Source organism: Streptomyces sp. NPDC101393, assembly GCF_044767385.1.
Lineage (GTDB): Bacteria > Actinomycetota > Actinomycetes > Streptomycetales > Streptomycetaceae > Streptomyces.
On record NZ_JBIWNU010000001.1, the window covers coordinates 1,089,710 to 1,105,014 of the forward strand.

The following is a 15,305-nucleotide window of genomic DNA, read 5'->3' on the forward strand; positions in this document are numbered from 1 at the left end:
GTTCGGGGTGTCGGCCTGCTGAACGGCCGGCACCCCTCTCCGTCTCGGGAGTCCTGCCATGTCCGCTGCCCCCGCCGCACCCGGCGCCGCCGCCCACGGGGCCACCGCGCCCCACGACACCGCCGCGGGGTCCGCCCCGCCCGCCGGCCGCCGCAGCCGTGAACGCGGCGTCGCGGCCCTCGCCTCCGTCGTCGTCCTCGGCTCCCTGATGACCGTGCTGGACATGACGATCGTCAACGTCGCGCTCAACCGCCTCTCGGAGGATTTCCACGCCCCGCTGGCCGCGATCCAGTGGGTCGTCACCGGCTACACCCTGGCGCTCGCCGCCGTCATCCCGCTCACCGCGTGGGCCATCGGCCGCTTCGGCACCAAGCGCCTCTACCTGCTCGCGATCGGTGGCTTCGCCGTCGGCTCGCTGCTCGCCGGGCTCGCCTGGAACACCGAATCGCTGGTCGCCTTCCGGGTGGTCCAGGGGCTGGCGGGCGGCGTCGTCCAGCCCGTCGGCATGACGATCCTCATCCGGGCCTCCGATCCCGCGCACCGCGGCCGGATCATGAGCGTTCTCGGCATCCCCGTACTGGTCGGCCCGTTGGTCGGTCCGGTCCTGGGCGGCTACCTGGTGGATGCGGCATCCTGGCGCTGGGTGTTCCTGATCAACATCCCGGTCGGCCTGATCGCCTTCGTCCTGGGCACCCGCTTCTTCCGGCGGGACACCCCGCAGCCCACCCGGCGGCTCGACCTGCCCGGTCTGCTGGCTCTCTCCCCCGGCCTGGCCCTGCTGCTCTACGGGCTGAGCAGCGGCGCCGAACGGCACTCCTTCACCACTGCCGGCGCCCTGCTGCCCACTCTGGTCGGCGCCGCGCTCGTCATCGCGTTCGTGATCCGTTCGCTGACCGTCCGGGACCCGCTGATCGATCTGCGGCTGCTGCGGCACGGCTCCTTCGGGCCGGCCGCCGCCACCCTGGCGCTGTTCGCCGCCGGGTACTTCGGCTCGATGCTGCTGCTGCCGCTCTACTACCAGGTCGTACGGGGGCAGAGTGCGACCGGCGCCGGGCTGCTGGGCATCCCGCAGGTTCTGGCCACCGGCATCACGATGCAGTTCTCCGGCCGGCTGGTCGACAAGGTGGCACCGCGCAGGCTCGTGCTGACCGGAGTGGTCCTGGCCACCGCCGGGTTCCTCACCTTCACCACCCAGGTCGCCGCCGACACCCCCTACACGGTGCTGCTCACCGCACTCGCCGTCATGGGCGTCGGGGTCGGTATGACGATGATGCCGACGATGACCGCGGCCACCCGCAGCGTGGGCATCGACCGGATACCGGCCGCCTCGACGGCGCTCGCCATCGTTCCGCAGCTCGCCTCGTCGGTCGGCGCCGCGCTGATGTCCGTCCTGCTCGCCGGGGCGATGTCCGAACGGCTGCCGCACGCGCTGTCCGGCGGCGGACTGGAAGCCGTCCACGCACTGCCCGCCGACGCCGTACGCGCCGTCGCACCGCAGCTCGCCGAGGCGTTCCGGCACACCTACATCTGGGCCGTGGCGCTGGTCGCGCTGGCCCTGCTGCCTGCGCTGTTCCTGCCGCGGGGGAAGCCGGCGGCCGGGTGAGCGGGGCGGCCGCCGCCCGGCGCGGGCCCGCGCACCGCCAAGGGCCGCTGGTCACGTGGGAGTGATCAGCGGCCCTCGGCGGTGCTCACCGGACGGAGTCGCGGGGCGGCTCACACCGCCGGCAGGCCGTAGATCTCGTCGCCGTGCGTGGCCAGCAACCGCTGCCCGGAGGCGACGACATGCCACTGCTCCATGCTGCCGGAGTTGTCGTTGTAGTGCCAACGTGCCGCGCCCGTACGGGGGTTGAGCGCGAAGATGCCACCGACGTCGTCATACGACGCGCCGTAGAGCGTGTCACCGACCCGTACGAACTCCGTCGGCGCGCGCCGTGCCCCGACGTCCTCGCAGAGCCAGAGCTTCTTACCGCGCACCGGGTCCACAGCCCACACCCCGCCGCTGTGGTCCGCCGCGTAGAGCACCCCGTCGACCACCATCGGCTGGTAGAAGCTGAGCCGCCCGCCGGTGGACATCGACCAGTCGGCCTTGCCGCTGTCGAGGTGCACCGACCGCAGGCGCTCGCCACCGAGGAAGACCCGCCCGGCGTGCACGGCGGGACGCCAGGCGATGTCATCGCCGATCTTCTGCGTCCACAGCTGCCGGCCGTTCGCGGCGTCGCGGACCGTGACGTTCTTCCGGCCGTCCGTATAGACGAGGCGACCGCCCACCGCGACGCCTTCGAGGTCGTAGTCGTGGGTGCCCTTGTCGCGCGGCTTCTGCCATTCCACCTTGCGGGTACGGAGGTTGATGGCGGCGATCGCCGTGAGATGGACGGTGGTGTCCTCGGTGCGCACCGAGGCGACGACATAGATCCGTTCCTTGTCGGCGGCGAGAATGCGCTCGGCGTTCAGCTTGCCCTTGAGCCTGCTGCGCCACGCCTCCTTGCCGGTGCCGGCGTCGAGGCCGATGACATCGCCGTCGTATTCGGTGCTGACGAGGAAGAGCCGGCCGCCCGCGAAGATCAGCGGTGCGCCGGCGGGTGCGACGCCCTTGCGTGTCCACTTCGGCCTGCCCGTGGTGGCGCGCCGGGCGATCAGCGGATCGCCGCTGATGATCAGCAGGCCGTTGTGGGCGAGCAGCGGCTGATCGCTGTTGAGGGTGTCCGTCTGCGCGGTGCGGTGCCACAGCACCTGCGGGGCGGTGCCGGGGGGCGGGGTGCTGAAGCCCGCGTCACGCCCGTCGCCCGGCCCCTTCCCGGCGCCGCCCGTGCCGCCGCCCTGGCTCCCGTCCGCGCCCCCGCCGTTGTTCGCGAACGCCCAGGCCCCGGCCCCGCCGACGGCCACCGCCCCGACCGCGCCGCCCGCCACCAGGCCGAGAAAACGACGACGGGAGGGAGTGACGGGCGCCGCCGCCACGGCTGTCGCTGCCGTCGTTGCCGCGGTCGCTGCCGGCGTCGGGGTGTCCGTAACCGTCAACTGGCCAGGCGGAGACGCCGAGTTCGGGGTGTGGCCCGTCGCCGCTGCCGCGTGCGGCAGCGGAGGCGGCGTGGGCGTGGATGCCGATGACGGTGTTGCTGTTGATGGCGGTGTCGGTGTCGGTGCGGGCGTTCCGGAGAGGACGTATGTCGGTGCGGAACCGAAACCGGCCGGGGCCGCCTGCTCCGAGGGCGGGCCCCCGCCATCCGGCACCGGCGTCCCCTGTTCCGGGGTTTCCAGGTCCAGGATGCGCGCGGCGTGTGTGGCGATGGTGGAAGCCACCGCTCCCGGCAGCCAGTTGCGCAGGATCGCGCCCGTCCCGTCCGGGGCCAGCTCCGCCAGCACCTGTGCGGGGGCGGGGCGCTGTGCGGGGTCACGGCGGAGACAGCCGGCGATGAGGCCGAGAAGGTGCTCGGGCACTCCGGTGAGGTCCGGCTCGCCGTGCACCACCTGATAGAGCACGGCGGCGGGGGTGGTGTCGCCGTACGCGGTGTGTCCGGTGGCGGCGTAGGCGAGAACCGCGCCGAGCGCGAAGACGTCGCCCGCCGCGCCGACCGGCTCGCCGAGCGCCTGCTCCGGGGGGATGTAGCCGGGAGAGCCGACGACCACGCCGGTCTGGGTCATCCGGTCGCCGTCGACGGCCCGTGCGATACCGAAGTCGATCACTCGCGGGCCGTCGGCGGCCAGCAGCACATTGGACGGCTTCAGGTCACGGTGCACCAGCCCGACGGAGTGGATGTCGATGAGCGCGGCGGCCAGCCCCGCGCCAAGGGCCCGCACACTGTGTTCGGGCAACGCACCGTGTTCGCCGACCACTTCGGTCAGGGACGGGCCGAGGACGAAGGCGGTGGCCAGCCAGGGCAGCGCGGCATCCGTGTCTGCGTCGACGACCGGCGCCGTGTGGCGGCCGGAGACCGCCCGCGCTATCTCGACCTCCTGCCGGAACCGCTCGCGGAACGCGGCATCCTGGGCCAGGTCGGGCCGGACCACCTTGACCGCAACCGTGCGCCCGCCCGTCGAGCGCGCCAGATAGACCCGCCCCATCCCGCCGGCGCCGATCCGGCCCAACAGGCGATACGACCCGAGTGATTGCGGGTCATCCGGAAGCAAGGGGTCCATCGCGGGCCTTCCCTGTGAATCGGTCGCGCGGCGAAGCGCCGCACTACACACAACTGGCTGAGCGGGTCCGCCGCGCCGGGGCAGTGCATCGTAGCTCTGCCCCTCCCGCCACCACGGACGCACCCGGGGCCCCTCGGGAACGCCCCGCCCGCCCGCAGTCTCCGCCGCAGCGCCCGCCCCGCACGCCGGAACGCACCGCAGGCCGGCCCACTTGAGCCCCGGTCAGCGCAGTGCCAGCCCCGGATCAACGCAAGATCGGCCCCTGGTCGGTCCGGATCCGCCCCGAGGCGCCCCGACCCGCCGGAGACGACCGAATCGCCCGGGGCGCCTCAGCAACCCCCAACCAGCCGCAGAAGCCGCGTACTTCACCGCCCCTCCCGCCTCCGGGTCACGCCGACGCGCTCACACCGACGCGCTCACGCCCTCGCCACCGACTGCAGGAACGGCTCGACCACCCGGCGCCACTCCTCCGGAAACTCCCAGGGCAACAGATGCCCTGCTTCGGGGACTTCGGCATAGGCGCCGCGCGGCAGCACCCGGACCATTTCCTGAGCCTCGGCCCGGCCCAGCTCCGCGTCCCAGCCCCGGACCACCAGGGTGGGGCACTGCACCTGGGCCAGCTCCTCCCAATGCGCGTCATGCACCCAGGTCTCCCGGGCGGTCAGCATCTGACGGCGGGAGAAGACCGGCCGCCAGCCGTCCGCCCGCTCGGCCATCACCTCGGCGAAGAACTCGCCGCGGGCCGGCCGGGGCCGCTCCAGCTGCGGATCGTCCTCACCGAACCACTTGCGGACGTCCGCGAGGTTCGCGAACGGGACCGGCCAGGACCGGAACCATGCGGCCCACTCCTGCTGCGAGGCCGCCCCGAGCGCCGAGGCGCGCATATCGCAGATGACCAGGGCGCTGACCAGATCCGGCCGACGCGCCGCCAGCTGCCACGCCGTCAGCGCGCCCATGGCATGCCCGATCAGGGCGACCGGGGCCAGCCCGAGCTGCTCGATGGCCGCGATCGCGTCATCGACATAGGCCGCGCGGTCGAACGGTCCGCCGGACGGCTTGTCGCTGCGGCCGTGCCCCCGCTGATCCAGCCCGAACGCGCGATGACGCTCGCTCAGCCAGCGTGCGGTGTCCGCCCAATGGGACGCGCGCCCCATCAGGCCGTGGAGCAGCAGCACGCCCGGCCCGCGCCCGTCCTCCTCCCGTCCACCGCCGGTCTTGGGCGGGTCGGTGAATTCCCAAGCGGCGAGCCGCACGCCGCCGGCCCCTGTCACATCGATACGCCGCACCATGTGCCCTGGCACCCCCAATCGTCCGGTGAGCAGCTCCACACTATCGAACCCCTATTCGAACGCGCCGCTTCCGCACGGAACACCCCTCGTTCGAGTGACGGCACTCCAGGATTGGCCGCGCGTGCCACGGGGAGACATCTGCCGGGAGGCGGGCCCCACCGGGAAGGGGGCCCGTAGGGAAAGACCCTGGGAGCTCGGGGCTCCGGGTCTTGTGGGGGACGTGGGGAGGCGGGGCCCCGGCTGCTCGCAGCGCCGGGGCCCTGAACGTGCCACCTGCCCGGCACCCGTCGCAGGCAGCTCCCAGACGCCGGCCGGCGCACTCGTTCCGAGCCCCGGCACGAACACCGGCGCAGGCTTCGACCGCGGCAGTGCCCGTGCGGCGAGCCGTGTAAATGATGCAAGAAACGCTCCGAGCCCCATGGTCCGACGGACTCAGCACACGCATCCGAGCCCCCTCCCCACCCGGAGAGCCGAGACGGGCACGTCCCCCTGCCTCGTGCGTGCGCAGCCGCCAGCCCCGACCCGGCTCCGGGTTCCCGGCGCGACACGCCTCGCGCCGCCATATGTCCATGCGTGAGCGTCAGCGTCGCACGCCATCGGCGCAATCGCACGGGTTCGCACAGGTTCATTCAGCGGGCACAGCGCCAACGAGCCCACTGAACGGCGCTTCGGCGCAGCTCAGCGGGCTCAGGGGAGGGAAATGGCGAGGAAGGGAGGTGAAGAGATCAGCCGGAGCGGGCGGACGCGGCGTGCCCGACTGTCAGCGTGAGCGGGGGTTCCGGCTCAGCGCTTGGCGACGAAGACGTGCGACGCGATCTCGGCGTCCAGTTCGGCCGCCTCACCGCTGCTGCCGACCAGCACACCGGCCGGTGACTCCGTCACGCTCACCACGGCGCCCGGCTGCACACCGGCCCGCCGCAGGGTGTACATCAGCTGGGCGTCCGCCTGGATCGGCTCGCCAATACGGCGCACCACGACCGTCTTGCCGTCGGATCCGGCGTCCAGATCCATCAGGCTGACCATCCCGGCGTCCAGGAACGGGTCGACCTCGGACTTCTCGCCGAGCTCCTCCAGCCCCGGGATGGGGTTGCCGTACGGCGACTCGGTCGGATGACGCAGCAGCTCCACGACGCGGCGCTCGACCGCCTCGCTCATCACATGCTCCCAGCGGCACGCCTCGGCGTGCACCTGCTCCCATTCCAGCCCGATGACGTCGACGAGCAGACACTCGGCGAGGCGGTGCTTGCGCATCACCCGCGTCGCGAGCCGCCGGCCCTCTTCCGTCAGCTCCAGATGCCGGTCACCCGCGACCGTCAGCAGGCCGTCTCGCTCCATGCGCGCCACCGTCTGGCTGACCGTCGGGCCGCTCTGTTCGAGCCGCTCCGCGATCCGGGCGCGCATGGGGACCACACCTTCCTCTTCGAGTTCGAGGATGGTGCGGAGATACATCTCCGTGGTGTCGATCAGTCCGGACATGCGTGCCCCTCGATGTGTCGTGCGGTGGCCCTGGACTCAATTCTGACGCATCCCACCGACAACGGTGCCGCCTCGTCCGCGCACCGGACCTCGCGCCCGTATTGACAGGGCACTGGTCCAGACCGCAACGTGATCCGCGCCACGACTGTCCGCCCGGTGAAAACCGGCGGGATCGCGGGACCACGGCATCGTCGTGATCACGGGAACGCGGGACCGGCGAGATCGGCGGCCTTCCCGCCGCATGCGCTGAGTCCGCAGGGTTCGCAGCATGCAACACCGTCCGGCGCGCCCGCATTCCTGGGCGCGCACTCCTGGCGGGGCGGCGGCAGCCCGAGCGCCCCGTGACGGCAGAGGGCGCGGCCGCGGACGGTGCGACGGCAGACGGTGCGACGCTTCGACGAGAGGGGACCGAGGCAATGGCTGACAGTGACCGGAGCGACGGCGGGGGCGGGGACGTCCGGCCGGCCGGACGTTTCTTCGACGCCGCCATCGACCTGCTGCGGCAGGTGCGCGACGAGGAGGGCGACCGGATCACCGCGGCCGGGGAACTGATCGCCGCCACCGTCGCCGAGGGCGGCCGGGTCTTCTCCTTCGGCGCCGGGCATTCCTCGCTCCCCGCCCAGGACACGGTCTACCGCGCGGGCGGCCTGGCGATCATGAACCTGCTGTCCGTCCCCGGTGTCGTGGGCGTCGACGTACGGCCGGCGACGCTCGGGAGCGCGCTGGAGCGGGTCGACGGGCTCGCCGGGGCGGTCCTGGACACCAGCCCGCTGCAGGCCGGCGATGTGCTGGTGATCATCTCGCTCTCCGGGCGCAACTCGCTGCCCGTGGAGATGGCGATGAACGCACGAGCGCTCGGCATCCGGGTCATCGGCGTGACGTCGGTGGCCTACGGGGACGCGACCAAGTCCCGGCATTCCTCGGGGACCTACCTCAAGGACCACTGCGACCTCGTTCTGGACAGCCGGATCCCGGTCGGTGACGCGGAGCTGACGCTGCCGGGCATCGACGCGCCGTTCGCCCCCGCCTCCACGGTCGTCACCAGCGCGATCATGCAGGCCGTGGTGGCGACGGCGGCCGGCGCGCTGGTGGAGCGGGGCATCGACCCGCCACTGCTGCGCTCGGGGAACGTCGACGGCGGACACGAATGGAACGGCCGGGTCATGAGCGAGTACGCGGACCGGATCTTCTACCGGCACTGACGGGGCGGCGGCCCGGGGCCCGGGGCCCCGGGCGGTCAACGGTGCGCCGTGCTGTCCGCGAGGTCCAGGGCCGCCGCGATCCGCGCCGCGACCTCCTCGGCGTAATCGGCGTCCGCGCGGTCGAAGGGGCGGCGCGAGGGCGTCCGCAGGAACGTCGCGACGCCGAGCGTGCGGCCGCGGCTGCGCAGCACCACACACAGGCCGTGGACCGTGCCGTCCGGCCATTTGCGGGCCGCCGCCCAGCCGTCGGCCGAGGCGGGCCCCGCACTCGTACGCACCGATCCGCGCCGCTCGTAGGCCTGCGCCGCCGGGTGGCCCGGGGCGTAGGCGACCGGGATGCCGGTCGCCGGCGACGCCTCGGAGGGGCCGGGCGAACCCGCCGGTGAGGCCAGCGCCCGCACCAGACGCGGCGCGCTCGGGCGCCGCACCGCCCGGCCGGCGCCGCCGGTGTCCCCGCCTTCCCCCGCCGCGTCGTCCACCGCCTCGTCCACCGCGCCGTACGGCACGGGCGGGGGCGCCGCGGCCAGGTCGACCAGGCCGTGGTCGGCGAAGCCCGCCAACGCGAAGTCGAGGTGGACGGCGGCGGCGTCGGACGGTCTGGGGCACTCGGCGGCGGCGCGGCCCGCACGGTGCAGCTGACGGGCCCGAAAGCGCAGCAGGGAGCTGTCCTGTTCGGCGCGTTTGGCCTCCGTCACGTCCTGGAAGAGCCAGGCCACGCCCAGCGGCACCGGCTCCTCGGCCAGCGGCGAGGCCAGCCGGACGAAGCCGCTGCGCCAGCACCGGCGCGGGAGTTCGGCCCCCTCGGCGCGCAGCGTCACCCACAGCTCGGCGGCGACAGGCGGCGCGCCCTCGGCCAGGACGTGCTGCAGCGCGCTCTCCAGCTCCTCCGCGCCCTGCGCCAGGAGGTCGCCCAGCGGGCGCCCCAGCAGGGCCGTACGCCCCGCTCCGAAGGTGCGGGCGGCATGGGCGTTGACGACGGCGGGCCGGAGGTCGGCGTCGACCAGCACCACGCCCCAGGACGCGTCCTCGAAGAGTGCCTCGCTGAGCGCGATGGAGCGTTCCAGGTCGATCTGTGCGTGCACCTCGCTGAAGGCGCAGTACACCCCGGCGACCCTGCCGTCCGGGCCGCGCACGGCGGAGGACTGGGTGCGGACGAGGACGCGGTGGCCGTCCTTGGTGAGCAGGGCGAATTCGTGCACCTGGCGGCCCGGGGAGCGCATCGCGGCGGACAGGGCCGCGTCGACCTCGTCGGCGTCCTCCTTGCGGACGGCCCATCCGGCCAGGCCCGTACGGCCGACGGCCTCGGCGGCGGTCCAGCCCAGGATGCGGCTCGCTTCGTGGTTCCAGTGGGTGACCGCGCCGTCGGCCGCGAAGGCGACCAGGGCGGCGTCCATCCCGTCCAGGAGCGCGGCCAGCAGGCCGGAGTCGTCGTTGTCCGGCGGGCGGTCGCGGTCGCCGTCCGGACCGCGGGCCGGCTGGGCCGGACCCGGCACCCCGGCGCGGCGGTCCGACGACGAGGCCGCGGACGCCGATGAGGCAGCCGAAGCCGATGAGGCGGACGAAGCTGAAGAAGAAGCAGTCACTGGCACCCCTTACGAACGCGGTCGCACGTGCTGCACCTCGGATCATTCAACTGGAACGTGACCCAGCACACATCCGATTCGCGGAAATCGTTGCTCCCGGAAAAATCGGTTGTGAGGGTCCGGACCGCTTCCTAAGGTGTGGAGCACACGAGAAGGGAGGTGGTTCGGCCAATGATTTCGCACCGGACGCGTGAGGTGGCTGCGGGCTAGCGGCCCGTCGCTCCACCGAAGTGCAGCGCCGGACCAGCGCATACTGCAGATGCGCAGCCGGCCAATCCCAAGCAGTCACCCGACCCGCGGGCTGCCGGTTCGTCCGACCGGCCCTTCGCGCCACCGAGCGCGGAGGAAGCAGCCCGCGGGTCGTCTGCGTTTCCGTACGCGGTCGGCAGTGGCCGTACGCAGTCGGCACGGGCGTATGCGGCCGGCACCGGCCGTACGCCGGTACCGCCCGCACGGCGCTCAGGGCGCCAGTCGCTCGACGCGCCAGGTGGCCGCCGGGCCGCCCGCGGCGCGCGCGCCGTCCGTCTCGCGCACGTACCGCAGCCGGTCGTGCAGCCGGTTGTGCCGGCCCTGCCAGAACTCCACCGCCTCGGCGGGGACCCGGTAGCCGCCCCAGTGCGGCGGCGCGGGCACCTGCTCGCCCTCCGGGTAGCGGGCCGCCAATTCGTCGTAGGCCCGCTCCAGTTCCGCGCGCGAGGCGACCGTCGAGGACTGGTCGCTGGCCCAGGCGCCCAGTTGGGAGCCGTGCGGGCGGGTGCGGAAGTAGGCGGCGGTCTCGTCCCTGCCGATGCGTTCGGCGATACCGCTCACGATGACCTGGCGGGCCAGCGGGTGCCAGGGGAACAGCAGCGAGACATAGGGGTTCGCCGCCAGTTCGCGGCCTTTGCGGCTGGTGTAGTTGGTGAAGAACACGAAGCCGCGGGCATCGAATGCCTTGAGCAGCACGGTCCTTGAACTCGGCCGGCCGGCGGCGTCCGCGGTCGAGACGACCATCGCGTTCGGCTCGTGCAGGCCGGCGGCGGCCGCTTCCTTGAACCAGCGCGCGAATTGGTCGTAGGGACTGACGGCGAGGTCGGGCTCGGCGAGCCCCTCGGCGCGGTAGTGCGCACGCATGGACGAGGGGTCGGGGGTTTCGGCGAAGGGCGCGTCGGCGGAGGGCACGGGCTCATCTTGCAGCATCGGTTCTGCCGCGGACCGGCGGGAGGGGTGAAAGTCTGCCCCTCGTCGACCCGCCGTAACCCTCGCGTCAGCGAATCGATCAGTGTTGCGGTTCTCACGCTTCCCCGCAGGTGACGAACCCGCCAAAATCAAGGCCCGGCCCACTGTGGCCTCCGGACATCGGAAGCTATCGTGTCCGGCCTGACGCACGAAGTACCACGCACGACGCACCGCATGACGTACGACGCTTCGCACGGTGCCCGCCCGCGGCCCGACCCACCGCGCGCGGAACTGTCGCGTGACCCATGCCCCGGCGGGGCATCACCGGAGTGACCGGTACGGACCGCGAGCTGCCCGGCGCAGCCGCGTAACCGCACCGGCACCCCACCAGACACGACCGCACGGCATCCGGTCACCAGCCGCATGCCGCCCCCATCTTGAGGAGCCGCCTGATGTCCGACTTCGTACCCGGACTCGAGGGAGTCGTCGCGTTCGAGACGGAGATCGCCGAACCGGATAAGGAAGGCGGCGCGCTCCGCTATCGCGGGGTCGACATCGAAGACCTCGTCGGGCACGTGTCCTTCGGGAACGTCTGGGGCCTGCTGGTCGACGGGGCGTTCAATCCCGGTCTGCCGCCCGCCGAGCCGTTCCCGATCCCGGTGCATTCGGGTGACATCCGGGTCGACGTCCAGTCGGCGCTCGCCATGCTGGCGCCCGTATGGGGCCTGAAGCCGCTGCTGGACATCGACGAGAAGACGGCCCGCGACAACCTCGCCCGCGCCGCTGTCATGGCGCTGTCGTACGTCGCGCAGTCGGCGCGCGGGCAGGGCCTGCCGATGGTGCCGCAGCGGGAGATCGACAAGGCCGACACGGTCGTCGAGCGCTTCATGAAGCGCTGGCGCGGTGAGCCGGACCCCAAGCACGTGGCGGCGGTGGACGCCTACTGGACCTCGGCCGCCGAGCACGGCATGAACGCCTCCACCTTCACCGCCCGGGTCATCGCGTCCACCGGCGCCGATGTCGCGGCCGCGCTGTCCGGTGCGGTCGGCGCGATGTCCGGACCGCTGCACGGCGGCGCACCGTCCCGCGTCCTCGGCATGATCGAGGAGATCGAGCGGACCGGTGACGCCGCGGCCTACGTCCGGCAGGCGCTGGACAAGGGCGAGCGGCTGATGGGCTTCGGGCACCGCGTCTACCGCGCCGAGGACCCGCGGGCGCGGGTGCTGCGGCGTACCGCCAAGGAGCTGGGCGCCCCGCGCTTCGAGGTCGCCGAGGCGCTGGAGAAGGCCGCGCTGGACGAGCTGCACAGCCGCCGGCCCGACCGGGTGCTGGCCACCAACGTCGAGTTCTGGGCGGCGATCGTCCTGGACTTCGCCGAGGTGCCGTCGCACATGTTCACGTCGATGTTCACCTGCGCCCGGACGGCCGGCTGGAGCGCGCACATCCTGGAGCAGAAGCGGACGGGCCGGCTGGTGCGCCCGTCCGCGCGCTATGTCGGCCCGGCGTCCCGCGGCCCGCGGGAGATCTCCGGTTTCGACGACATCGCGCGCTGAGCGGCCTTCCCTCCCGCGGTCCCGTACGCGTCCGGCGGCGAGCCGATGCTCCGCCAAGGGGCTTGTGAGCTTGCCGCCGCGGCGTACCGCGCCGTGCGGGGCGGTGCCGGCACGGGCCGGCGGATGCGGAGGGGCCGCTACCCGACCGGGTTCAGCACATCGTCGATGATCTTCGCCCACTGTGCGACGACCCGGTCGCGGCGTGCCCCGTCGTCCGTCAGCAGGTTGGCCAGGCCCAGGCCGCGGGCCATGTCCAGCAGGCCCTGGACGGTCTCGCGGACGCCGGGCACCTTCTCGTCGGCCTCCAGCAGCGCGACCGCGGTGCGGTGTGCCTCGCGGCCGACCCGGGCCTCCAGGGCCGTGACGCGCTCGCGCAGCTGGGCCTCGTCGGAGGCGGCGACCCACAGGTGGAGCGCGGCGCGGAACAACGGGCCCGTGTAGAGGCCGACGAGCTCCTCGACGATGATCACGGTCCGGGCGATGGACCCGGCCGGCGGCAGGTTGTGCGCCACCGCCTGCACCGCGCCCTGCCGCTTCTCGGCGACATGCTCGACGGCGGCGGTGAAGAGGTCCTCGCGCGTACGGAAGTGATGCTGGGCGGCGCCCCGGGAGACACCGGCCCGTTCGGCCACCACCGAGACGGTGCTGCCGCTCCAGCCGCGTTCGGCCAGGCAGGAGATGGCGGCCTCCAGCAGCTTGAGGCGGGTGGCGCGGCTGCGTTCCTGCTGCGGCTTCTTGGGGCCGTGGGCCGGGGTCAGCGCGCCCATACCGGGGCCCGCCGTTCCAGGAAGGCCGTCATGCCCTCGCGGGCCTCGGCCGAACCGAAGAGCCGCGCGGACTGCTCGGCGAGTGCGCCGGTGTCCCGGTCGAAGGTACGCAGCACCTCGGCGGTGACCAGGGCCTTGGACTCGGCCAGGCCCTGCGGGGAGCCCCTGCGCAGTCCGTCGAGGACGGGGGCGAGCCCGGCGTCGACGTCCTCGGCGGCCATCGTCACCAGCCCGATCCGGGCCGCCTCGGCCGCGTCGAACTTCTCGCCGGTCAGGTAGTAGCGGCCGGCCGCGCGGGGGTCGAGCCGCGGCAGCAGCGGCAGCGAGATGACGGCGGGGGCGAGGCCGAGGCGGGCCTCGGTGAGGGCGAACGTGGCGTCCGGTCCGGCCGCGGAGATGTCGCAGGCGCCGAGCAGCCCCAGTCCCCCGGCCCGTACGTGGCCGGTGACGCGGGCGACGACCGGTTTGGGCAGCTCCACGATCGTGCGCAGCAGCCGGGCGAGGCCGAGGGGGCCGGCCGTGGGGTCGTCGGTGGCGGTGGCCTCGGAGAGGTCGGCGCCCGCGCAGAAGGTGGTGCCGGTGTGGCTCAGGAGGACCGCCCGGGTGGTGGCCGAGGCGGCCGCCTGCGCCAGCGCGGTGTGCAGTTCGGCGACCAGCCGGGTGGAGAGCGCGTTGCGGTTGTGCGGGGAGTCCAGGGTGAGGGTGGTGATGCCGTGGTCGTGCGCGATGCGCACCAACGGCTCCCTCCCGCCGTCCCCGGCCTCGTCCCGGTGCCCGTTGTCGTTCGTCGCGTCGGTCATCAGGCCGTCGAGCTCCTTTCGCCGGCGCGCGGTGCGCCGCATGTTCCTGCCGGTCGTGGCGCGCGGCACGCTGTCCGGGAACGCACGCGTACCGCGCCTCTTCCTCTGCGGGCGACCTGACCGGCAACGTACGCGATGCCGTCCGTTCCGCGCGGCGCGGCCCCCAGGGCCTCTCAGTAGGACTTGGGCAGCCCCAGCGACTGGTGGGAGACGAAGTTCAGGATCATCTCGCGGCTGACCGGTGCGATCCGGGCGACCCGGGCCGCGGTGATCATCGACGCGAGGCCGTACTCCTGGGTCAGGCCGTTACCGCCGAGGGTGTGCACGGCCTGGTCGACGGCGTGCACCGCCGCCTCGGCCGCCGCGTATTTCGCCATGTTGGCGGCCTCGCCCGCGCCCATGTCGTCGCCGGCGTCGTAGAGATGTGCCGCTTTCTGCATCATCAACCGGGCGAGTTCCAGCTCGATATGGGCCTGTGCGAGGGGGTGCGCGACCGCCTGGTGGGCGCCGATCGGGTCCTTCCAGACCTGGCGGGTGCGGGCGTAGTCGACGGCCCGGTCCATCGCGTAGCGGCCCATGCCGAGCGCGAAGGCGGCGGTCATGATCCGCTCGGGGTTCAGGCCCGCGAAGAGTTGCAGCAGTCCGGCGTCCTCGTCGCCGACGAGGGCCCCGGCGGGCAGCCGTACGTCATCCAGGGTCAGCTCGAACTGCTTTTCCGGGGCGGCCAGTTCCATGGAGATCGGCGTGCGGCCGAAGCCGGGGGTGTCGCGCTCCACGATGAACAGGCAGGGCTTGAGGCGGCCGGTCCGGGAGTCCTCGGTGCGTCCGACGATCAGGGTCGCGTCGGCGATGTCCACGCCGGAGATGAAGACCTTGCGGCCGTTGAGCACCCAGTCGTCGCCGTCGCGGCGGGCGGTGGTCGTGATGCGGTGCGAGTTGGATCCGGCGTCCGGTTCGGTGATGCCGAAGGCCATCTTGCGGCTGCCGTCGGCGAGCCCCGGCAGCCAGGTGCGCTTCTGCTCCTCGGTGCCGAAGCGGGCGATGACCGTGCCGCAGATCGCCGGGGAGACGACCAGCATCAGCAGCGGGCACCCGGCCGCCCCCAACTCCTCCAGAACGATGGAGAGTTCGGCTATGCCGCCGCCTCCGCCGCCGTATTCCTCGGGGAGGTTCACCCCGAGGTAGCCGAGCTCGGCCGCCTCCGCCCACAGCTTGTCGGTGTGCTTGCCCTCGGCGACGACCTGGGCGAAGTACGCGCGGCCGTAGCGCTTGCCGAGTGCGGCGACGGCGTCCCGCAGGGCGCGGTGTTCCTCGTTCTCGATCACAGGGTTGCTCATGGCACT

11 protein-coding genes are annotated in these 15,305 nt (G+C 73.0%); 3 read left to right on the plus strand and 8 right to left on the minus strand.

Features of this window, described 5'->3' with window-relative positions; translation table 11 throughout:
- The first annotated feature begins 58 nt into the window (after window positions 1-58).
- Complete coding sequence (locus tag ACIRQ7_RS04655) at window positions 59-1,603, plus strand: DHA2 family efflux MFS transporter permease subunit (RefSeq protein WP_404259806.1); 1,545 nt, start codon at window positions 59-61, stop codon at window positions 1,601-1,603.
- A gap of 110 nt (window positions 1,604-1,713) precedes the next feature.
- Here ACIRQ7_RS04655 and ACIRQ7_RS04660 read toward each other — a convergent pair whose 3' ends face one another.
- From ACIRQ7_RS04660 to ACIRQ7_RS04670, 3 genes are all read right to left on the minus strand, one after another.
- Window positions 1,714-4,134 carry a PQQ-binding-like beta-propeller repeat protein gene (locus ACIRQ7_RS04660; RefSeq protein ID WP_404259808.1) on the minus strand — a complete coding sequence of 807 codons (2,421 nt, stop codon included), beginning with the start codon at window positions 4,132-4,134 and terminating at the stop codon, window positions 1,714-1,716.
- Window positions 4,135-4,550: 416 nt separating this feature from the next.
- The gene (locus tag ACIRQ7_RS04665) at window positions 4,551-5,423 is read right to left on the minus strand and encodes an alpha/beta fold hydrolase (RefSeq protein WP_404259809.1); all 873 of its coding nucleotides are present in this window, start codon (window positions 5,421-5,423) and stop codon (window positions 4,551-4,553) included.
- Between the two features lie 783 nt (window positions 5,424-6,206).
- Window positions 6,207-6,899 carry a metal-dependent transcriptional regulator gene (locus tag ACIRQ7_RS04670; RefSeq protein ID WP_401461759.1) on the minus strand — a complete coding sequence of 231 codons (693 nt, stop codon included), beginning with the start codon at window positions 6,897-6,899 and terminating at the stop codon, window positions 6,207-6,209.
- 416 nt (window positions 6,900-7,315) lie between these two features.
- Between ACIRQ7_RS04670 and ACIRQ7_RS04675 the strand changes: the two genes are divergently transcribed.
- Window positions 7,316-8,101, plus strand: a complete 786-nt coding sequence (locus ACIRQ7_RS04675; RefSeq protein WP_404259811.1) for an SIS domain-containing protein — start codon at window positions 7,316-7,318, stop codon at window positions 8,099-8,101.
- A gap of 35 nt (window positions 8,102-8,136) precedes the next feature.
- Here ACIRQ7_RS04675 and ACIRQ7_RS04680 read toward each other — a convergent pair whose 3' ends face one another.
- The gene (locus tag ACIRQ7_RS04680) at window positions 8,137-9,495 is read right to left on the minus strand and encodes a PAS domain-containing protein (RefSeq protein ID WP_404260117.1); all 1,359 of its coding nucleotides are present in this window, start codon (window positions 9,493-9,495) and stop codon (window positions 8,137-8,139) included.
- A 648-nt stretch (window positions 9,496-10,143) separates the two neighbouring features.
- Window positions 10,144-10,863 (minus strand): pyridoxamine 5'-phosphate oxidase, encoded by a 720-nt coding sequence (pdxH, locus tag ACIRQ7_RS04685; protein WP_404259813.1) that lies wholly within the window; start codon window positions 10,861-10,863, stop codon window positions 10,144-10,146.
- A 431-nt stretch (window positions 10,864-11,294) separates the two neighbouring features.
- Between pdxH and ACIRQ7_RS04690 the strand changes: the two genes are divergently transcribed.
- Entirely contained in the window at window positions 11,295-12,395 is a 1,101-nt protein-coding gene (locus ACIRQ7_RS04690; RefSeq protein WP_401461750.1) for a citrate synthase 2, read from the plus strand.
- Window positions 12,396-12,532: 137 nt separating this feature from the next.
- Here the strand turns inward: ACIRQ7_RS04690 and ACIRQ7_RS04695 are convergent, their stop codons facing one another.
- The 3 genes from ACIRQ7_RS04695 to ACIRQ7_RS04705 form a co-directional block, all read right to left on the minus strand.
- Window positions 12,533-13,162: a TetR/AcrR family transcriptional regulator gene (locus ACIRQ7_RS04695; RefSeq protein WP_404259815.1), complete on the minus strand. Its 630-nt coding sequence runs from the start codon at window positions 13,160-13,162 to the stop codon at window positions 12,533-12,535.
- Window positions 13,150-13,962, minus strand: a complete 813-nt coding sequence (locus tag ACIRQ7_RS04700) for an enoyl-CoA hydratase family protein (protein WP_404259816.1) — start codon at window positions 13,960-13,962, stop codon at window positions 13,150-13,152. Before ACIRQ7_RS04700 ends, ACIRQ7_RS04695 begins: the two co-directional genes overlap by 13 nt.
- Before the next feature lie 173 nt (window positions 13,963-14,135).
- The gene (locus ACIRQ7_RS04705) at window positions 14,136-15,299 is read right to left on the minus strand and encodes an acyl-CoA dehydrogenase family protein (RefSeq protein WP_404260118.1); all 1,164 of its coding nucleotides are present in this window, start codon (window positions 15,297-15,299) and stop codon (window positions 14,136-14,138) included.
- Window positions 15,300-15,305: the final 6 nt, after the last annotated feature.